Annotated in this window: 20 protein-coding genes; 15 read left to right on the top strand and 5 right to left on the bottom strand. The window is 49.7% G+C overall.

Features of this window, described 5'->3' with window-relative positions:
- The first annotated feature begins 310 nt into the window (after positions 1 to 310).
- From U0008_RS14100 to U0008_RS14090, 3 genes are all read left to right on the top strand, one after another.
- A complete protein-coding gene (locus tag U0008_RS14100; RefSeq protein ID WP_043494243.1) occupies positions 311 to 1,123 on the top strand; it encodes a sulfite exporter TauE/SafE family protein in 813 nt (270 codons plus the stop codon).
- A 257-nt stretch (positions 1,124 to 1,380) separates the two neighbouring features.
- Entirely contained in the window at positions 1,381 to 1,926 is a 546-nt protein-coding gene (locus U0008_RS14095; RefSeq protein WP_025797781.1) for an elongation factor P hydroxylase, read from the top strand.
- A gap of 18 nt (positions 1,927 to 1,944) precedes the next feature.
- Positions 1,945 to 2,220, top strand: coding sequence for a YfcL family protein (locus tag U0008_RS14090; protein WP_043494240.1), 276 nt, complete (start codon positions 1,945 to 1,947; stop codon positions 2,218 to 2,220).
- A gap of 142 nt (positions 2,221 to 2,362) precedes the next feature.
- Here the strand turns inward: U0008_RS14090 and mnmC are convergent, their stop codons facing one another.
- Positions 2,363 to 4,381, bottom strand: coding sequence for a bifunctional tRNA (5-methylaminomethyl-2-thiouridine)(34)-methyltransferase MnmC2/FAD-dependent 5-carboxymethylaminomethyl-2-thiouridine(34) oxidoreductase MnmC1 (gene mnmC / locus U0008_RS14085; RefSeq protein ID WP_043494237.1), 2,019 nt, complete (start codon positions 4,379 to 4,381; stop codon positions 2,363 to 2,365).
- Positions 4,382 to 4,554: 173 nt separating this feature from the next.
- Between mnmC and fabB the strand changes: the two genes are divergently transcribed.
- The gene (gene fabB / locus U0008_RS14080; protein ID WP_025797786.1) at positions 4,555 to 5,769 is read left to right on the top strand and encodes a beta-ketoacyl-ACP synthase I; all 1,215 of its coding nucleotides are present in this window, start codon (positions 4,555 to 4,557) and stop codon (positions 5,767 to 5,769) included.
- A gap of 65 nt (positions 5,770 to 5,834) precedes the next feature.
- On the opposite strand, the gene U0008_RS14075 is transcribed toward fabB, so the two are convergent.
- Positions 5,835 to 6,056 (bottom strand): YgdI/YgdR family lipoprotein, encoded by a 222-nt coding sequence (locus U0008_RS14075; protein WP_025797788.1) that lies wholly within the window; start codon positions 6,054 to 6,056, stop codon positions 5,835 to 5,837.
- Positions 6,057 to 6,271: 215 nt separating this feature from the next.
- Here U0008_RS14075 and U0008_RS14070 point away from each other — a divergent pair, with 215 nt between their 5' ends.
- Positions 6,272 to 6,670, top strand: a complete 399-nt coding sequence (locus tag U0008_RS14070) for a VOC family protein (RefSeq protein WP_043494235.1) — start codon at positions 6,272 to 6,274, stop codon at positions 6,668 to 6,670.
- A 679-nt stretch (positions 6,671 to 7,349) separates the two neighbouring features.
- On the opposite strand, the gene asr is transcribed toward U0008_RS14070, so the two are convergent.
- Both asr and U0008_RS14060 read right to left on the bottom strand, forming a co-directional pair.
- Positions 7,350 to 7,787: an acid resistance repetitive basic protein Asr gene (asr, locus tag U0008_RS14065; protein ID WP_040046397.1), complete on the bottom strand. Its 438-nt coding sequence runs from the start codon at positions 7,785 to 7,787 to the stop codon at positions 7,350 to 7,352.
- Positions 7,788 to 7,955: 168 nt separating this feature from the next.
- Complete coding sequence (locus tag U0008_RS14060; protein ID WP_043494230.1) at positions 7,956 to 8,321, bottom strand: DUF4186 domain-containing protein; 366 nt, start codon at positions 8,319 to 8,321, stop codon at positions 7,956 to 7,958.
- 202 nt (positions 8,322 to 8,523) lie between these two features.
- Here U0008_RS14060 and U0008_RS14055 point away from each other — a divergent pair, with 202 nt between their 5' ends.
- From U0008_RS14055 to U0008_RS14040, 4 genes are read left to right on the top strand one after another with little or no spacing between them, the layout of a single operon-like run.
- A complete protein-coding gene (locus tag U0008_RS14055) occupies positions 8,524 to 8,901 on the top strand; it encodes a hypothetical protein (protein WP_046360212.1) in 378 nt (125 codons plus the stop codon).
- Between the two features lie 52 nt (positions 8,902 to 8,953).
- Positions 8,954 to 10,981, top strand: coding sequence for a protein-disulfide reductase DsbD family protein (locus U0008_RS14050; RefSeq protein ID WP_043494228.1), 2,028 nt, complete (start codon positions 8,954 to 8,956; stop codon positions 10,979 to 10,981).
- Positions 10,982 to 11,021: 40 nt separating this feature from the next.
- Positions 11,022 to 11,753, top strand: coding sequence for a DsbA family protein (locus U0008_RS14045; RefSeq protein ID WP_226930212.1), 732 nt, complete (start codon positions 11,022 to 11,024; stop codon positions 11,751 to 11,753).
- A complete protein-coding gene (locus tag U0008_RS14040) occupies positions 11,750 to 12,250 on the top strand; it encodes a protein disulfide oxidoreductase (protein WP_043494226.1) in 501 nt (166 codons plus the stop codon). The genes U0008_RS14045 and U0008_RS14040 overlap by 4 nt, the downstream gene beginning before the upstream one ends.
- A 673-nt stretch (positions 12,251 to 12,923) precedes the next feature.
- Here the strand turns inward: U0008_RS14040 and U0008_RS14035 are convergent.
- Positions 12,924 to 13,853, bottom strand: coding sequence for a DMT family transporter (locus U0008_RS14035; protein WP_043494224.1), 930 nt, complete (start codon positions 13,851 to 13,853; stop codon positions 12,924 to 12,926).
- A 152-nt stretch (positions 13,854 to 14,005) separates the two neighbouring features.
- Here U0008_RS14035 and U0008_RS14030 point away from each other — a divergent pair, with 152 nt between their 5' ends.
- The 6 genes from U0008_RS14030 (at position 14,006) to accD (ending at position 20,245) form a co-directional block, all read left to right on the top strand.
- Entirely contained in the window at positions 14,006 to 14,782 is a 777-nt protein-coding gene (locus U0008_RS14030; protein ID WP_043494222.1) for an AraC family transcriptional regulator, read from the top strand.
- A 118-nt stretch (positions 14,783 to 14,900) separates the two neighbouring features.
- Positions 14,901 to 16,028 carry a 4-phosphoerythronate dehydrogenase PdxB gene (pdxB, locus tag U0008_RS14025; RefSeq protein ID WP_043494220.1) on the top strand — a complete coding sequence of 376 codons (1,128 nt, stop codon included), beginning with the start codon at positions 14,901 to 14,903 and terminating at the stop codon, positions 16,026 to 16,028.
- A gap of 308 nt (positions 16,029 to 16,336) precedes the next feature.
- Entirely contained in the window at positions 16,337 to 17,347 is a 1,011-nt protein-coding gene (locus tag U0008_RS14020) for an aspartate-semialdehyde dehydrogenase (RefSeq protein WP_043494208.1), read from the top strand.
- Positions 17,347 to 18,210: a tRNA pseudouridine(38-40) synthase TruA gene (truA, locus tag U0008_RS14015; protein ID WP_051874162.1), complete on the top strand. Its 864-nt coding sequence runs from the start codon at positions 17,347 to 17,349 to the stop codon at positions 18,208 to 18,210. The genes U0008_RS14020 and truA overlap by 1 nt, the downstream gene beginning before the upstream one ends.
- A 62-nt stretch (positions 18,211 to 18,272) precedes the next feature.
- Entirely contained in the window at positions 18,273 to 18,938 is a 666-nt protein-coding gene (locus tag U0008_RS14010; protein WP_025797816.1) for a DedA family protein, read from the top strand.
- A 398-nt stretch (positions 18,939 to 19,336) separates the two neighbouring features.
- Positions 19,337 to 20,245 carry an acetyl-CoA carboxylase, carboxyltransferase subunit beta gene (gene accD / locus U0008_RS14005; RefSeq protein ID WP_043494206.1) on the top strand — a complete coding sequence of 303 codons (909 nt, stop codon included), beginning with the start codon at positions 19,337 to 19,339 and terminating at the stop codon, positions 20,243 to 20,245.
- Positions 20,246 to 20,252 lie beyond the last annotated feature (7 nt).

Genomic DNA, 20,252 nt, shown 5'->3' with positions numbered 1-20,252 from the left:
CACTATCAATCTGAACTTAAAAGGATAAATGCCGATTGCTTAGCCGCAATGCGCAAAACGCATAGGTAAATGAGCGCTAATAAAATGGTTATGAAAAATGATAATGAAGATTGGCGAGGGAAAGTTGAACATTGCTGGTTGTGATGTTTATTTTTTGTTACGTACAGCGTAAGGTGTGCGGCGAATCACAATACAGCACCCATTTCGCGCTGCTTACTCGGCGTCACCGGTGCGCTAAATAATAAGAATTCATGCTGCTAGATTCAGCGTGAACAACGAACAAATGTTTGGCAAGAAATATGGGTGAAAGATGATGGATTTAATCAGTGGGCTACCGGTAAGTCCTGAACTATTAGGGATACTCTTTTTTGTCGCGATGCTGGCGGGATTTATCGATTCCATTGCTGGAGGCGGTGGGCTATTAACCGTTCCCGCGCTGTTAGCCGTGGGCGTGCCGCCAGCGCAGGCGTTAGCAACCAATAAGCTGCAATCGGTGGGCGGCTCGTTTTCTGCCAGCCTGTATTTTATCCGCCGTAAAGCCGTTGATTTAAACGACCAGAAACTGGTGATTGCGTTGACCTTTGTGGGGTCAATGATCGGCTCGATTCTGGTGCAGAATATTCGGGCTGATATTCTCCGCCAAATGCTGCCGCTGTTGGTGGCGGGAATTGGTGTCTATTTCCTGCTCACGCCGCGATTAGGTGAATCCGATCGTCTGCGCCGGTTATCGTATATCCCGTTTGCTATCGTGGCTGGCGGCTGCGTGGGCTTTTATGACGGCTTTTTTGGCCCTGGTGCGGGTTCGTTCTATGCGTTAGCCTATGTCACGCTATGCGGATTTAATCTCGCCAAATCAACGGCGCATGCCAAGGTTTTGAATTTTACTTCCAACGTGGCCGCGCTGATGTTTTTTATCATCGGCGGTAAAGTGATTTGGTCGATTGGTTTGGTTATGCTGGTGGGGCAGGTGATTGGCGCTAGAACCGGCGCAAAAATGGTGCTGAGTAAAGGGCAAAAGCTGATAAGGCCGATGATCGTGTTTGTGTCGTTGGCGATGACCTGCAAGCTGATGTATGACAACCATGGGCCAGAAATTATGCAATGGCTCGGTCATTGGTTCTAAATAACCACACTTTATTTGCGCATTAACGCTATTGATAGTGCGCCTTCGCGGTGAGCGTGAGATAATTTCCTCATACCCGTCATATTTGAAGCTGCATCAGCGTTGGCTGCACTCACTCACCCGAATCACTTACTTGAGTAAGCGCATCGGGATTCGCTCCTTTGCCGCCTTGATGCAACTCCAATTATCTTGGGTATGGGTTAGCGGTATCGTTACAACGATGCCGCTTTTTAATGATTTTTTTGTCGACGGCCATCATGTCTCAAACTCACCATTTTCAGCAATTAATCGATCTGTTCAATCAGACCTTCAGTGACGACTATCAAACACAGCTTGTAGCCGGTGACGATGAGCCGATCTATCTGCCCGCGGATGAAACATCACCTTTTCACCGCATCGTATTTGCTCATGGCTTTTACGCCAGCGCCCTGCATGAAATTTCTCACTGGTGTATTGCCGGCGAAGCGCGTCGTCAGCAGGTTGATTATGGTTATTGGTATTGTCCAGACGGTCGCGATGCCAAAACCCAGTGTGAATTTGAAGTGGTAGAGATTAAACCGCAGGCGTTTGACTGGTTATTCTGCGAAGCGGCAGGTTATCCGTTTAACGTCAGTTGCGACAATCTTGAGGGGGATTTCGATCCCGATCGTATCGCGTTCCAGCGAAAAGTGCGTGAACAGGTTCTCTGGTATTTAGAAAACGGCATTCCAGAGCGTCCAGCGCGCTTTATTCAAGCGTTACAATCGTTTTACAATACGCCAACGCTAACCGCTGATAGGTTCCCCTATCCGGAAGATTTATAATAATCCCGAGGACCCACGATGATCGCAGATTTTGAAACCCGCATTCTGGCGCTGATTGATGACATGGTTGAACACGCCAGCGATGACGAATTATTTGCCGGAGGCTATCTGCGTGGGCATTTAACGTTGGCAGTGGCTGAATTGGAAGCTCAAGGCGAACATACGCCAGCGGCGCTCAATGACGCGGTTCAGCACAGCCTGGATAAAGCCATTAAAGCCGGTGAGCTTTCGCCACCAGACCAGATTCTGGTGAACAATATGTGGGAATCGCTGTTTGCTAAGGTTTCTGGTTAAGCTTTCTGGTTAAGCTTCTGCATACTCTCTCTTAACCCTCTTTGTGCAAGGAAGGGCTGTTCGGTGCAAGTTGAAACCTGATCGGCTCCTCCCCCTGACAAAGGGGGAGGTTGGGAGGGGGTCATTACCGACGCATATCTAATTAAACCGCTTTTCCCTTCAATAACTTCCGTACCCACATTCTGTTCGGATTCAATGCGTCCAATACCTCTTGTTCCAGAGGTATCGCTTCGCCATAAATTTGCGCCGCGAGCACTTCAGCACATAACGGAGCGCTGCATAAGCCACGCGAGCCTAGCCCACCAATCATAAATAAATCGGGATAAACCGGTGCTGAAACAACGGTTTCAGGCGTGGATTTTTGCGCCATTAGATCCTGATAGTGCGCAAGCGTTGTGGCGTAGTTCGGCACGGCACCGACCATCGGCATGTGATCGCGAATGGCGCAGCGCACGCCAACGCGTGCTTCATTGCCGTTGATATCGACTTCGTTTGGCCATTCAACCTGAGGAAGACATTTTAATAGGCGGTCGCGATTTTCTTGTTGATCGGCTGCAGAGAAACCCAGATCGGTTTGATTACGCTGATAGCTGGCACCAATGCAGTGATGCTGATTGGCAGGGTTAACCGGCGTGAGATAGCCGTCGTAACACAGAACCTGTTTGAGTTGGCCTAAAACCGCATTAGTCGGAATATGACTCACCTGACCGCGCACCGCCGAAAGCGGTAGCGCCTCAGTTTGCGTGAAATGATTTAAGCGATGTCCGTTAGCCAAAACCACACAGCCGTGCTGTTTGCTCTCACCATTGCTGAAAGCCAGTCGCCAGCCTTTGTCATCGTGGGTCAGTTCCGTGAGCTCGGCGTTAAAATGAGTGACTAATCCCTGTGACTGAGCTAAATCAATCACGGCTTGGGTGAGCTGTGAAGGACAAAGCCAGCCACCGGCAGCGTAGGTTACGCCATCATGAGGAATGTCCAATCCTGCAAGCTGTGTGAGCGTGATCGCGTCGCCTTTTTTAGCCAGCCACTGCGGCCAGTCAGTGGCTAATATTTGTGTGATTTTATCGCTGCTTTTTTCATCCCAGCCCAGTTGGCTAACGCCGCACCATTGGTGATCAAACCTAAGACCACAGCTTAGCAATTCATCATATTGGCGACGCGCAAAGGCGAAGGCGCTAATGAAAAAGCGTTCTAACGGATTATTGCGCCCGTTAAGCAGCGGATAGAGGGCTCCTTGACGATTGCCCGATGCACCAAGCGCCGGTTTAGGATCGGCGCAGTATAGCGTGACATGGCTGCCGCGTTTGAGTAACGATAAGGCCGTTAGCGCGGAGGCGATCCCTCCACCCACGAGGGCTATATCGTGGGTGTTTTGGGCTTTAGGGCGATCAAACCACGGCGCTGGCGAAGAGGCAGAAACCCTCTCTGCACGGATCCCGGTCAGCATTTCACGCTTTTGGCCAAAGCCTTTAACGCGCTGCACATCAAAGCCCGCCTCCTGTAAACCGCGACGCACAAAGCCTGCTGCGGTGAAGGTGGCAAAGGTGCCGTCTTTTTTTGCCAGCTTGACCATGGTGTCAAACAGCTCAGGCGTCCACATATCTGGGTTTTTTGATGGGGCAAAACCGTCTAGAAACCAAGCATCGATCTGTTCATTAAGGCTGTGAGGCAAAACGTGAATAAGCTCATTGACGTCGCCAAACCATAAATCAAGGGTGATCCGACCATTGGCTAAAAATACGCGGTGACAACCAGGCAGTGCAGCAGGCCAAACAGCGCACAGTTGTTCACTGAAATGTTTTAATTCAGGCCAGCGAGCGTGAGCAGCGGCAAGATCGTCAGCCAGTAATGGATATTTTTCGAAGCTGACATAATGAAGGTGCTTAAATGTGCTGTCAGGATGCTGTTGTTCAAAGGCATCAAAGGCTTGCCACAGGGTTAAAAAGTTAAGACCGGTGCCAAACCCCGTTTCCGCCACGGTGAAAGTACGCTCTTGTGCTTGCAGCCAGCGTTCTGCTAGATGATTACCCTGTAAGAATACGTAACGAGTTTCTGAAAGCCCGTCCTGATTGGAAAAATAAACATCATCAAACTGTTGCGAAACCGGTGTTCCCTGTTCATTCCAGCTTAATTTTGCATTCTGAATAATTGAATTGCTCACGGGTTTTTACTCTAAATACAGATATAAAGGGATTTTAACGGTCTCTGACAGGGACGGCAAATATGCCTCCATCTGGTTCAACCACATCTGATCGGACTTGCTCGGCGTACAAGTGTACGCTAAAGTGCGTCTCAAAATCCCGAATGAACAATATCTGTGTAAGAGGTTAAGACATGAAACGTGCAGTAATTACTGGCTTGGGCGTTGTTTCCAGCATCGGTAACAACCAGCAGGAGGTTCTGGCGTCTCTGAAAGAAGGGCGTTCGGGTATCACCTTCGCGCCTGAACTTAAAGAGGCCGGTATGCGTAGCCACGTATGGGGCAACATCAAGCTGGATACCACCGGCATGATTGACCGTAAAGTGATGCGCTTCATGAGTGATGCATCTATTTACGCTTACCTCTCCATGCAGGAAGCGATCAAAGATTCTGGTTTAGCCGATGATATGGTTTCTAACGACCGTACTGGCCTGATCGTCGGTTCCGGCGGTGGTTCTCCACGCAATCAGGTTGCAGGCGCTGACGGCATGCGTTCACGCGGCCTGCGTGGCGTTGGCCCATACATGGTGACCAAAGCAATGGGTTCTGGCGTGTCTGCTTGCTTGGCAACACCGTTCAAAATCCGTGGCGTTAACTATTCCATCAGCTCTGCGTGTGCGACTTCCGCTCACTGTATCGGTAACGCGGTAGAGATGATTCAACTAGGTAAGCAAGACGTTGTGTTTGCTGGCGGCGGCGAAGAGCTGTGCTGGGAACTGGCTTGTGAATTTGATGCGATGGGCGCGTTGTCAACTCAGTACAATGAAACCCCAGATAAAGCATCACGTACTTATGACACCAAACGTGACGGTTTCGTTATCTCTGGCGGCGGCGGTATCGTGGTTGTTGAAGAACTGGAACACGCTCTGGCACGTGGCGCACATATCTATGCTGAAATCGTTGGCTACGGCGCAACTTCAGACGGCTACGATATGGTTGCTCCATCAGGCGAAGGCGCTGCACGCTGCATGCGTATGGCAATGAAAGATCTGGATGCACCAGTGGATTACCTGAACGTACACGGTACTTCTACACCGGTGGGCGACGTGAAAGAACTGGGTGCGATCCGTGAAGTCTTCGGCGACAACACCCCAGCGATTTCTTCAACCAAAGCCATGACAGGTCATGCTCTGGGTGCCGCTGGTGTTCACGAAGCTATCTACACCTTGCTGATGTTGGAACACGGTTTTGTGGCGCCAAGCATCAACATTGAAGAGCTGGATGAGCAGGCTCAGGGGATGAACATCGTAACTGAGCCAACTCAGCGCGATCTGAATACCGTGATGTCTAACAGCTTTGGCTTCGGTGGGACTAACGCCACGCTGGTCATGAAGAAATTCCAGAAGTAATTCGTTTACCGATGGCATAAAAAAAACCCGCAAAATGCGGGTTTTTTGTTTTTAGCGGCTTTGATTTATTCTTTTTCAATCATCTGCGCAACGTCATTGGTATTGATCTGGCGATTGACACCATCCTGATCGACGTAGCTTGTCATCCCTGTGTCTTTATCAATTTTCGGTTTCCCCTGCGTGACGATCATCTCCCCGGATTTCGTCGACATCACATAATCGCTGGAACAACCGGCAACCATTAAAACCGCTGCGCCGATACAGAGCATCGAAAGAATTTTTTTCATTTTATGTCATCCTTTTAGTGAATCTTTTACAAGCATAGATCATAACAGGTGGATGCAATGCGATTCGCCCGCAAAAAATGAAATAATCCTTACAAATCATGTCAGATGTGTCGCTAGGCCGACAAACTATCGTAGCAAAAGAGCGCGGCAAGCGTTCAGCCAGCGAGGTAGAGAATGATCGCCTATGCTTATGACATGAGGCATGGAGTGAAATAATGACACATAAAAATAATCGCTTACGTATAGCAAGGCCAACAAACCGCCTAGATCTTATCGCACAGATGTACTGCAAAGGACTCGATTTCGACGTGCTGGGCCATTTTAACGATCATCAGGGATTTGACGGCGTGATCGTGGGGCATCCCCATCATGCCTACCACCTTGAGTTTACGCACCACCGGGGGACTACGGTTCCAGATGCACCAACGGCGGATAATCTGCTGGTGTTCTATATTCCTGATGAAGCCGAATGGCGAGCAGCCTGCACAAAAATGGAGTTGGCTGGATTTCTTGTGGTGGTTTCATATAACCCATATTGGGATCAACATGGTAAAACGTTTACCGATCTCGATGGCTATCGGGTTGTGCTACAGAATACTGATTGGGATAGATGATTTTAGTTTTATCAAAACTTATTCAGCAGAGAATTAAGTGAATCTCATGCGTAACAGAATGATAATAAAATAGGCGCTAATTTACTATGAGATTCTAAATTACTCATGCACGCAGTATTTTGCTTGAGAATAAAATATGCGTTTTTTAAATGGATTTTATTTTTGAATATATAAATATCATATATCAATAAAAATTAAGTTTTCGAAGACAAAAACCAAAATCACAATATGAGCCGCAACGTAGGCGGCGCTACGCAAGGTTAGCTGCTTAAAAAATAACTTAAGTAATAAGCTGGTTAAAATGATCATTCTGACATCCCTGTGATTAATGGTTTTTAATTTTGAAAAAATTAAAATAACGAACGTTATTACTTTTGAGTGATATCTATTAATTATTTTCCGGCATTCTATCTATTATCAATACCCATAATCAAGATATGGAATAAGAATAAATAAGTATATTCTTAGCTAAATTAAATAGAGCGAAAGATTAGCGCATAGAGCACTAAAGAATTTTATTCTTGATATGAGGTGAGAGTCTGGATGAAGCGTTTGGATTGAAGGTTGTCAGTGGCGTTATATGGTGATACGGCTCGGCAATTGTGGTTTTTAAGCGGAGAGTTTAAAAAGTAAGGCCGCAGAGTTATCTGCGGCCTTACTGATATCTAAGCGTTGAGACTTATGCTTTTGGTGCTGCAGCAGTAGCTGGTGCTGCTTTTTTGTGATGCTGAGCTTTTTTAGCAGCCTGAGCTTTCTGAGCTACTGGTGCTGCTTTTTTGTGATGCTGAGCTTTTTTAGCAGCCTGAGCTTTCTGGGCTACTGGTGCTGCTTTTTTGTGGTGCTGAGCTTTTTTAGCAGCCTGAGCTTTCTGAGCTACCGGCGCTGCTTTTTTAGCGTGTTTGGTTTTTTTAGCGGCCTGAGCTTTTTGCTCGGTGGTTGCTTTTTTGTGGTGCTTCGCTTTTTTGTGGTGAGTGGTGCTAGTTGCTTTGGCAGCAGGTGCGGCAGCGGTCGTTGAAGACGCAGCCGGAGCAGCTGGAGCAGCGGTTGTTTCAGCAGCGAAAGCAACAGAAGACAGACCCATAGTAGCAGCAACAACCAGAGCTAAAACTTTTTTCATTTTCCATTCCTCAAGAATTTGTTTTTCGTAAGCCCCTCGGTGGAGCCGGTGAATGAATAATAGGAGGATGGATGTCAACTTTCCGTAAGTGTTTGGTGTCGGTACGTAACGGCATGTACAACCTGTACATTGAAAGGAAAATAAAAAGGTAAATAGAAAGGAAAATCGCTAAGGGTGGCCGCTGGTTTCACTCTCAATCCAGTGCGCGATAAAATTCACAACGTACTGTTTTTCTTCTTCGTTTAACGCTTTTCCCTGTGGAATGCGATGCCATTTTTCTAAACATCCACGGCAGCAGGTTGCCGTAGCGTGCTGCGCCACGAACACTGGATGTCCGCGCATCGGGGTCTGCTTGCCATCGTTTTCAGGGAACGCGGGCGCTAAACGGGCATCTATAAAATCATAAGCATGGGACAAAATCACCGCGGTGCCTTTTTGTTGTAGGTAGGCACTGTCTTTGGCGTTGAGATGAAACTTCATGCGAAAAGGGGAGCGCTGTAGGCGTGCCCAGATATTTTCAGCAGACTGATACACAACAAAATCCTAAATCTGGCGAGTAACTGACAGGGTTACGATCCTCTAGCATAGATAAAAATGCAAGTTTGACGCAGAACGGGCGTTTCTCCAGCAGTATAAAGTAGACAAACGTAAAGTTACCGCTAATAGGTTGTTTATCCTCGCTTGCTAGGTAAGATAAGACGTACTTATCATTGGTGGCGAAAAATTTAAACAGTTTATGGTTGAACGGCAGCGTGTGGCTAAGTGGTTCCTAATATTGGCTTGTCTGGTTGTACTGACGTGTACAACTCAGCGCATGGCCGGTATGCACATGCTCAGTAAATACCTTCCCACTGATGTTACTGCGACTCAAATTACGGGCGAATCACAGAACGGTGATAGCCAAGAAAGCCCTATTTCTCCCTGTGAGCTAAGTGCTAAGTCGTTGCTTGCGGCTAATAGCATGGCGATTGAACACCTATTTTTTGCGCTGTTGCTGTTCGTGGCTTTATTGCTTGAGCCTACGCGGCAGCTGCGATTGCTCATTCCCCCTCTACGGGCTGTGTCTTTACCCCGCTTGCGGGTACATCTCCGGCTGTGTGTCTTCCGAGAATAACTTTCTACGTGACGGTTTGTTAACGTAGCAAAATTATTTTTGGAGAAAATCTATGTTCCTATTTTTTAGGGCGCTGGCGTTCAGCCTGTGCCTCTGGTTGCCTATCTCTTGGGCGGCCGATAGTGGATGGTTGCAGAATCCACAAAACGATCATGCGCAGGTGCGCATTAGCTCAAACCAGCCTGAAAACGGTATGGTTCGCCTTTTGCTTGATGTGAAACTTAACGACGGTTGGAAAACCTATTGGCGTTCACCGGGCGAGGGCGGTATTGCGCCTGAAATCAAATGGCAAACGCCAATCGAAAGTATGCACTGGGGATGGCCAACGCCGCAGCGCTTTGACGTTTCGGGTATTTCAACTCAGGGATATCACGGCGATACCGTATTTCCTATCACAGTAAATGTCCCAGCATCTGCCCAACGGCTTCAAGGTGTGCTGACACTTTCTACCTGCAGTAACGTCTGTGTATTAAGCGATTTCCCTTTTGATCTGGATCTCACGCAGGTGACACCTCCAGAGTTTGAGCATGCATTTATACGCGCTCAGGGAACGCTGCCGTTGACGGAGGGCATGGTCAATCACGTTAAGGCCGGTTATCACAGTGGTGAACTGCGTGTGAGTGCCGAAAGAGAAGAGGGATGGCAAAAGCCCGAAATTTTCTTTGATGTGCCAGACGGCGCTGATTTTGCCAAGCCCAAAATCCAAATTGACGGTAGCCGTGTTGTTGCCACGGTACGCGTAACCGACGGTTGGGAGGGGAATGCGCCCGATCTTCACGGGCAAAAATTGAGTATGGTCTTCAGCGATGCGGGTATTGCGCAGCAGGCTATTCTCACCGTTGATAATCAACTACCCGCTCCAGTGACTCCCTCCTTAGCGCTCTCAACGGCAATCCTATTCGCCTTGCTGGGTGGGCTGATTCTTAACCTGATGCCTTGTGTTCTACCTGTTTTAGCCATGAAACTTGGATCGGTTTTACAGTTAGAGAATCGCGAAAGCCGGGTCGTTCGCCGCCAATTTATGGCCTCGGCTGCCGGTATTCTCGTGTCATTTTGGGCGTTAGCCGGCGTGATGACGGCGCTGAGGTTAAGCCAAAAAGCGGTGGGGTGGGGGATCCAATTCCAAAGTCCGTGGTTTATTGGGTTGATGGTGGTGGTCACGGCATTATTTAGTGCCAACTTGCTTGGCTTCTTTTCCATTCGCTTAGGCAGCAATACCACCACGCGCATAGCAACAGCCGGAGGCAACGGTAACAGCAGCCATTTCTGGCAGGGCGTTTTCGCCACCTTATTAGCAACGCCTTGCTCTGCGCCATTCTTAGGCACGGCGCTGGCGTTTGCGCTGGCGGCACCGATGACCGATCTCTGGCTAGTGTTTACGGCTTTGGGTATTGGTATGAGTTTGCCATGGCTGCTGATTGCCGCTTTCCCGATCGCCGCAAAGATGTTGCCGAAGCCGGGACAATGGATGAACCGCTTACGCATCGTGCTGGGAATGATGATGCTGGCCTCAAGCCTATGGCTGATTAGCCTGTTGACTGCGCATGTTGGAACGCTGATTGCGTGGTCTCTGGGGGCGGTGCTGCTGGTGGCTTTGCTGATCCTCACGGGAATTCATTACGGACGTCGGCAGTTGCTGATCTGGGCAGCAATATTGCTCTTACTGAGCGGCGCGACGCTCGCAGCGGGCGCGTTAACCGCCGAGCATTGGCGTACGCCGATGAGCGACCGTGTGCAGTGGCAGCCTTTGACAGAAGAGGCCATTTCACAGGCGTTAAGCCAAAACAAGAGGGTGTTTGTTGATGTTACGGCAGACTGGTGTGTCACCTGCAAAGCCAATAAATACAACGTATTGCTACGCGATGATGTACAGAAAGCGCTGAGTGAGCCGGATGTTGTGGCTCTACGAGGTGACTGGACGACGCCAGCACCTGCGATTAATCAATTCCTCAAACAACGCGGCGCGGTCGCGGTGCCGTTTAATCAAATTTATGGCCCAAGCCTGCCAAACGGTGAGGTGCTTTCCCCACTGCTCGATCGTCAAACCCTACTTAAAACGCTGTCGAATGCGAAGGAATAATGTCATGAAAACTAATATGAAAACCAACATGAAAACTAAAATGACCACGCTACTTCAGAGTGCGTTATTCGCGATGGCCGCCGTGAGTTTCACCGTGACGGCCGCACCGTTAACAACTGAACAACAGAATCAGGTGCGTGAATTAATTCGTGAAACCTTAGTGAATAATCCGCAGATCTTGGAAGAGGCGGTAACCGCATGGCAGCAGCAGAGTGCAGAACAGGCCGGTGCCCAGTTGGGTAAGGTGATTGAGCAGAACCGTGATGCACTGTTTAACGACGCTGCCAGCCCACGCATCGGGGCTAAAAACGCCAAACTTACGCTGGTTTCTTTCACCGACTATAACTGCCCTTACTGCAAACAGTTTGATCCACAGCTTGAGAAGATCGTTAAAAAATATCCCGACGTTGCTGTTGTGATCAAACTCTTACCTTTCAAAGGCGAAACATCGCAAAGCTCTGCGCAATATGCTCTGACGCTGTGGCAGCAAAATCCCGCACGTTTTGCAGCGCTACATCAGCGGCTGATGTCTAAAAAGGGCTATCACACCGACAGCAGCATCGCGAGCGCGTTAAAATCCACGGATAACGCTGGCCTGAAAATCGATGATAAGACCTTAGATGAAGTTCGTAGCAGCCTGCGTTTGGCTGATGTGATGGGGGTACAAGGTACGCCAGCAACGCTGATTGGCCAGCAAATGATCCCTGGAGCGATTAGCTATGACGATCTGGAACAGGTGGTTAAAGCTGAATTAGCGCGGGCATCCTCATGATGCGGCTAAAAAAATGGGCGAGGGAGCTGGCCATTTTTATCGTGGTTTTAGCGGCATTCTCATGGGGAATGGATCAATGGCGCAAACCGCAGCCGCCGGAGATATCGCATCTGCCTGATATCACGTTAGTGAATGGTCAAACGGTTTCCTTAGCCGCGCTTAGCGCTGAAAAACCGCTGCTGATTTACTTTTGGGCGACGTGGTGTGGCGTATGCAAGCTGACTTCGCCGATGGTTGAAGAGCTGCATAAGGACGGTGTGAACGTGCTAAGTATTGCGATTCGTTCAGGCGATGATGAGCGCCTGATGCGAGGCATGGCGGCGAAAGGCTTAACTTTCCCCGTTGTGAACGATCAACTGGGGCGCTTAGGAGCCGAGTGGGACATCGGCGCGACGCCAACGTTTGTGATTCTTGATAAGGGCAATATGGTCAGCAGCACGAGTGGATGGAGTAGCCGCTGGGGGATTAAAATGAGGATGTGGTGGGCGGGGCTTTAGTGGGGGAGTAGGGTTTCGTATGCTGGATAGATGTAAGGTTTCGACCGCTGATCATCTATGAGCTTACGGTGTAAGGTTTCGACCGCTGATCATCTATGAACTTATGGTGTAAGGTTTCGACCGCCTATCAGCAACGGTATTCACATGCAAACTTAGTGAAGGCGTCCGAGTCGGGTGCGCCAGCGCCCGCACCCAACACCCGCGCGCTTTTATCCGAGACGCCATCTCCGCTCCGGTTTGGTATCGCCCATCCCGGGCGCCCCAAACTCCACCGGTACATCCCTGTACCGGTGGCTCGCACTACCAAAACTTAAACTATTAAAAGATAAGAAGACAAAAAGGCCTTTTGTCTTTTCCTGTTGAAAAAATGCATTTTAGAGCCGCCAGCAGGGATGCTGGTGGCAGGTTGATGGCGCACAGGACGTGCGCTCCGAGACCGGTCGGCCAAACGGCTCGGTAAAAAGCGCGCGAGTTGAGAGTCCCCGCGCAACGGGACTCTCATCGGACGCCTACACCAGTGGTTTCATAGAAATGTATTTGCTAATTGGCGTACGAAATCTTCATCAATACCAGCATATTTGATTGGCGTACGAAACCTTTCACCAATACCAGCATATTCGATCGGCGCACGAAACTTTTCACCGTGCTAAATCTAAACAAAGTAACACTTAGGTTAATCAGCCGACGAGCAAACTTCCTTCTCTGTGTTCTTCACGCTTTCAGGCTTTTTTTTACGCGTTAGCGGAGTGCGTAGACGTTGAGCGACCACCACACCGAGCAGGGCGATACCGCCGCCAATCAGGTGATAGCTGTGCAGTTGTTCGTGCAGGAACGATACCGCGATGATGGCGGTGAACACCGGCGTGAGGTTCATAAAGATAGAGGCTTTGTTGGCACCTAATCGCACGACGCCTTGGATCCACAGGAAAGGCGCAATAATCGAAGCAGGAATACCAGCAAACAGAACCAATGGAATATTTTGTGCGTTCAAACTTACGTTGTCGGTCAGTATGAAGTTAGGAATTAGTAACAACACGCCAAAGACGATCTGAATATAGAGCGACTGCCAGTTGGGTAAATTGATATTCCAGCGTTTGGTTAACACGCCGTAAAGCGCGTAAGAAGCCGATGCCGCAAACATCATCAGCTCACCAGAACCAATGCCGTGAGTCAGCAACTGTTGCGGATTACCTCCGCTCACCAGCCACACGAGGCCAAAGAATGACATCACGCTACCCAATGCGATACCGACCGTGGGCACAATACGTAGCAGCCAAATGCTGATCAGCACCGTTAACAACGGGATAAGGGAGCTTAAAATGCCCATAAACAAAGCGCTGACGCTGTGTGCGGCGTAATAGGCCAAGCTTTGATACAGCACCATGCCGAGCAACCCCAGAATCAGTAGTTTTCCGAGATGTGGTCGAATGGCCTTTCGGTTGCGAATCACGCCGGGCAGCACAAAAGGCGTCAGTACTATCAGCGCTAGCACCCAACGATAAAATGAGATGGCCGCTGGATCGATAGCACCAGCTGAAACCTTACTGACAATGGCGTTGATTGACCAAATCAGTACGGCAAAAAGTGGAAACAGTGCATTCATGATATTTCTTCTCAAAACATTATTGTCGACAACAGTGGCGACGAGCGTTAGTTTACGCGTGTCTGGTTTATTAGATATAGTGATAACCAGACAAAATTTAATGAAATCCAGACAAACTGAATTATCACTTACTGTGATTGGGGCAAGGCGTTATGGCTCAGCAGCGCACATTTCCGACCTCCGAGGTGAGCTCGGTACGCAATCTGTTTTTCCGCTGTGAAGAGGTCAATGCGGATACCGAATATCTGCCACACAGCCATCCGTGGGGGCAGCTTATTTACATTAGAACCGGCGTATTGGCACTGAACGTTGGCGACCAGCGTTTTCTCGCGCCGTCGAAATTTGCCGTTTGGCTGCCGGTTGGCATTGAACATTCAAGCTATAACCGCAAACTGTCACAGTTTCGTACCATCAATATTAGTGCTCGACTGTGCCAAGACCTCCCTCCGCAGGCCTGTTTGCTTAATGTGAGTCCCCTGTTTAATGCCATTGTGGATGATTGCTTTGAGCGCGATCTGATTTTGCCGGAATCCCGTGAGGACATACGCCTTTGCCGAGTCTTGGTGGATCAACTGAAACGAGCGCCGGTGCATGAAACCTATTTGCCGACCTCACAGGACAAATTTTTAGCGCCGGTGTTACGTGTATTGGAAAGCTGTCCGTCAGATAACACGCCGCTCAGCGTTTGGGCGCAGCGGGTATATACCACCGAGCGCACGCTCTCGCGCCGCTGTCAGAATGAGTTGGGTATGTCATTTAGCGAATGGCGCCAGCGGCTGCGTTTTCTACACGCTTTGCCTTTGCTTGAGCAGGGGAAAACCGTGCAAGAAGTCGCGTTGGAGGTGGGATACAGCTCGTCTTCGGCGTTTATTGTAATGTTTCAGCAAATCTCAGGCACAACGCCCGAACGATATCGGAAAGTCAGTTAATCTCAGTTAATCAATGAAAGCGTGCTGACTTATTTGGGCTAGATGCATATTTGGTGGCAAAATAGCGCTTCAATCATTTTCTTATTTACGCAGCGCACTGCGCCGGCGGGAGAATTACGTGAAAATTCTGGTCGATGAAAATATGCCTTATGCGGGTGAACTCTTCAGTCGCTTGGGAGATGTACAGGCAGTACGCGGGCGCCCATTGCCTGCCGAGGCGTTGGTCGGTGCGGATGCGCTGATGGTGCGTTCGGTCACTAAGGTGAATGCTGAATTACTGAGTGGCACCAGCGTTCGCTTTGTCGGCACCGCCACTGCGGGCACCGATCACGTTGATGATAAATGGTTGAGTGATAACGATATTGGTTTTTCTGCGGCGCCAGGCTGTAATGCCATTGCCGTCGTGGAATATGTTTTTTCTGCTTTGATGATGCTGGCCGAGCGCGATGGTTTCGACCTGCGTGAAAAAACCGTCGGTATCGTTGGCGTGGGGAACGTGGGTTCGCGTTTGAATCGTCGCCTGCGAGCATTAGGCGTGCAAACGTTGCTTTGCGATCCACCACGTGCGGCTAAGGGCGATGCCGAAACGTTCTACCCGCTGGAAAAATTGGTTCAGGATGCTGATATTCTGACTTTCCACACGCCGTTGAATAAAACGGGTGACGACAAAACGCTGCATCTGGTCGATGCTGATCTGCTGGCGGCATTGCCTGAAAATCGCATTTTGATTAATGCGGCGCGTGGCCCGATTGTTGATAATGCGGCTTTGCTAACCGCGTTGAAAAACGGCAAAAAACTGAGCGTGATCCTAGACGTGTGGGAACCTGAGCCGGAGCTTTCTTTAGCGTTGCTGGATTTAGTTGATATCGGTACGCCGCATATTGCCGGTTATAGTTTAGAAGGCAAAGCGCGCGGCACAACTCAGGTCTTTGAAGCCTACAGTGAGTACATTGGGCAGCCGCAGCACGTCGCGTTAAGCGAACTGTTACCGGTGCCAGAAATGGCGAGCGTAACCGTTCATGGCGCGCTGGATCAGGCAAAGCTCAAACGTCTGATGCATCTAGTGTATGATGTGCGCCGCGACGATGCGCCGCTGCGTCGCGTTGCTGGACAGGCCGGTGAGTTTGACCGACTGCGTAAGCATTATCAGGAGCGCCGTGAGTGGTCTTCGTTATGCGTGAAATGTGACGACAATGCGAGCGTTGAGCTATTGAATGCGCTGGGTTTTAGCGCCGAATTAATCTAGTGAGTGTGGCTTAGCTCTTATCCATTTTTGAGATGGGAGAGATGACCCCACCCCAACCCTCCCCTTGTCAGGGGAGGGGGCTGATCGAGTTTATCGAATGAGATCTCTGTTCTACTTTTTCCATAATGAAGGAGAGAGTAAGAGAGACGATCTAAATCGATCATTGGCTTGGATCCGCCCCTCCCCCTGTGAAGGGGGAGGTTGGGAGGGGGTCTGGTTCATAGTGACGAAACGTTTTGTTTTCCAGCGCCCGTTTTACTTAACCAAGTGATGTCGGGCGCTCTGTATTTTTGCTTTTGGAGAAGAACATGACTGACGGCTGGAATATCGCCTTGTTAGGAGCGACCGGTGCGGTAGGTAGCGCACTGATGGAACAGTTGGCGGAACGTGAATTCCCGGTAGGAGAATTATTCCCTCTGGCTAGCGAGCGCAGCGCAGGTGAGTCTGTGCGCTTTAACGGCAAGCAAATTCTGGTAGAAAACGCGGCCGAGTTTGATTGGTCACAGGTACAGCTGGCATTCTTCGTCGCAGGAACCGAAGCGTCTTTGCGCTATGCGGAAGAAGCCGGAAATGCGGGCTGTTTAGTGATTGATAGCAGCGATGCGTTTGCTATGGAACCTGATGTTCCGCTCGTGGTACCAAGTGTGAATCCACAAGCGCTGTCTGAATATCGTAACCGTAATATCGTGGTTGTCGCTGATAGCCTAGTGAGCCAATTGTTGACGGCGATTCGTCCGTTGACCGACGAAGCCGGTCTGTCTCGCATTCACGTTACCAGCCTACTGTCTGCTTCGGCTCATGGTAAAGCGGCGGTTGATGATCTCGCGGGTCAAAGTGCTCGTTTGCTAAACGGCATTCCTTTCGAACCTGGCTTATTCCAGAAACAGCTGGCATTTAACCTGTTACCGCTGGTGGCTGACACACAAGGCAGCGTACGTGAAGAGCGTCGCATGGTCGATCAGGTGCGTAAAATTTTACAAGATGAAAGCCTGCCAATGTCGGTTAGCGTGATCCAGTCTCCAGTATTTTATGGTCATGCGCAAACCGTGCATCTCGAAACGCTGCGTCCGGTATCTTCTGAAGAAGCCCGCGATGTGTTTGGCCGTTTAGACAACATCGAGCTGAGCGAAGAGAATGATTATCCAACGCAGGTGGGCGACGCATCGGGTAATCCGCTGCTGAGCATCGGCTGTGTGCGTAATGACTACGGTTCACCTGATGTGGTTCAGTTCTGGTCGGTCGCGGATAACGTGCGTTTTGGTGGTGCTTTGATGGCTATCGAAACTGCGGAGCGCCTGATTCAGGAGTACATGTACTAATGTCTGATGTGTCGTTATCCGGTGTGGATGCAGATATAGCAGTGGCAGAGCCAGAGGCTCTGCCTGCCAAACCGGTGTATAAAATTGCGCTCGGTATTGAGTATGACGGTAGCCAATACGCAGGATGGCAGCGTCAGCTTGATGCGCCGAGCGTGCAGGAATGCCTTGAAAAAGCGTTGAGTAAGGTCGCCTGTGAGCCGATCACGGTATCTTGCGCGGGCCGAACCGATGCGGGCGTTCATGCCACAGGGCAAGTTGTGCATTTCGAAACGCATGTTGCGCGTAAAGATGCGGCGTGGACGATGGGTGTGAACACCCATATGCCAAAAGATATTGCGGTACGTTGGGTAAAAAGCGTCAGCGAAGATTTTCATGCACGTTTTAGCGCTACGGCTCGCCGTTATCGCTATGTCATCTACAATCATCGCTACCGTCAGGCCGTTTTACAAAGCGGTCTGACGCATTTTTACCATCATTTAGACGCGGAACGGATGGAGCGAGCAGGGCAGGCATTGCTGGGCGAAAATGACTTCACGTCATTTCGTGCCTCACAGTGTCAGTCACGAACGCCGTGGCGTAATGTGTCGCACCTAAAGGTGACGCGTTTAGGTGATTACGTGATTGTTGATATCAAAGCCAATGCCTTTGTCCATCATATGGTGCGTAATATCGTGGGTAGCCTGATGGAAATTGGCTGTGGCAATCAACCTGAAAGCTGGATGGCTGAACTGCTGGCGGCGAAAGATCGCAAGCTGGCAGCAGCGACGGCGAAAGCGGCCGGGTTGTATCTGGTCTCTGTCGATTATCCTGAACACTTTGGTTTGCCTAAGGTTTCGATGGGGCCGCTGTTTTTAGCGGATTAGTCTTTTGCGGCCCATTTTTTGGCTGGTGGATGCCGCCAGCGTTATTTGGAGAGTGAAGTGCCATGGAATACATTCACTGGGTAATCGATTTTATTCTGCACATTGACGTGCATCTGGCCGAGTTGGTTGCGCAGTATGGCGTGTGGGTTTATGCCATTCTGTTCTTGATCCTATTCTGCGAGACGGGTTTGGTGGTGACGCCATTCTTGCCGGGAGATTCTTTGCTGTTTGTGGCGGGAGCGCTGGCGGCGTTGCCAACGAACGATCTCAACGTACATACCATGGTAGCGTTAATGATCGCCGCAGCCATTATTGGTGATGCGGTGAACTACACCATCGGTCGTTTGTTTGGTGAGAAGTTGTTTAGTAACCCAAACTCCAAGATTTTCCGTCGTAGCTATCTGGATAAAACCCATGCGTTCTATGATAAGCATGGCGGGAAAACCATCATCTTGGCGCGATTTGTTCCTATCGTGCGTACTTTTGCGCCGTTTGTTGCGGGTATGGGGCATATGTCCTATCGCCACTTTGCGATATTCAACGTGGTTGGTGCATTGCTGTGGGTTCTGTTATTTACCTACGCGGGCTATCTGTTCGGGAATGTGCCAGTGGTGCAGGAAAACTTGAAACTGCTGATCGTCGCGATTATTGTGCTCTCTATTCTGCCGGGTGTGATCGAAGTATGGCGTCACAAGCGTGCAGCAAAAAAATCAGCCTCTAACGGATAGGTCGCTGTCACAGTTGAGAAATAAATTGTGTTTATTGTTCACCCAGAGTGTTCAATAAATGTAAACTCCACGCGGTTCGACCAGTTTTTTATCCACAGAGTCGAACCGTTGTGGTTTAATGAACGGCATTTATGGTCTGTTCCTGCTGGTATATCCGTCATCTTTCACGTTGCAGATGTGTTGGCCGTACGCGTTTTCCCGAATCACTGAGCGATGTCAGCTCATTGGGATCCGCGGGCTTCACCTTCCTGCACCAAGGAATAGATAGGGTATAGTCTTGAGCATTTTGATCCCACGGCCAATTGGCTACGGTGATTTTAAAGACTATAGCGACAACGTTACATAATGGCATGAACAGAGGACTGGCATTTCGCCAGGTTCAAACAGAAAGGTCATCGATGAGCTGGATTGAACGAATTCTTAACAAAAGTAATATCACGCAAACCCGTAAGGCGAGCATTCCTGAAGGTGTCTGGACCAAATGCGACAGCTGCGGTCAGGTACTTTATCGTGCCGAGCTGGAGCGTAATCTAGACGTTTGCCCAAAATGCGATCACCACATGCGTATGTCAGCACGTATGCGTTTGCATACTCTGCTGGACGAAGGCAGTGAGGTTGAGCTGGGAAGCGAGCTGGAGCCGAAGGATATTCTTAAGTTTAAGGACTCCAAAAAATACAAAGATCGCATCTCTGCGGCGCAGAAAGAAACCGGTGAAAAAGACGCGTTGGTTGTGATGAAAGGCACTCTGAAAGGTATGCCTGTCGTTGCGGCGTCATTTGAATTTGCCTTCATGGGTGGTTCAATGGCTTCTGTAGTCGGTGCGCGCTTCGTTCGTGCGGTTGAGCAGGCGCTGGAAGATAACTGTGCGCTGATTTGTTTCTCTGCCAGCGGCGGTGCTCGCATGCAGGAAGCATTGATGTCTCTGATGCAGATGGCAAAAACCAGTGCTGCACTGGCTAAGTTGCAAGAACGCGGTCTACCTTATATCTCGGTATTGACTGACCCCACCATGGGGGGCGTTTCTGCAAGTTTGGCGATGCTGGGTGACATTAACGTCGCCGAGCCAAAAGCGCTGATCGGCTTTGCCGGCCCTCGCGTTATCGAGCAGACCGTGCGTGAGAAATTGCCAGCAGGCTTCCAACGCAGTGAGTTCCTGATCGAGAAAGGTGCGATCGATATGATCGTCCGTCGTCCAGAAATGCGCGACAAATTGGCAAGCCTTGTGGCTAAAATGACAGGGCAACCAGAACCTGTCAGCAGTGAAGTCGTTCGCGAAATCCCTGTTGAAGGCGAGACTCAAGACTAAGTCTTTC

The sequence above is a fragment of the Hafnia alvei genome, from assembly GCF_034424155.1.
GTDB classification, from domain to species: domain Bacteria; phylum Pseudomonadota; class Gammaproteobacteria; order Enterobacterales; family Enterobacteriaceae; genus Hafnia; species Hafnia alvei.
Note: the sequence above shows the minus strand (reverse complement) of the source record. Positions and strands in the feature narration are given on the sequence as shown.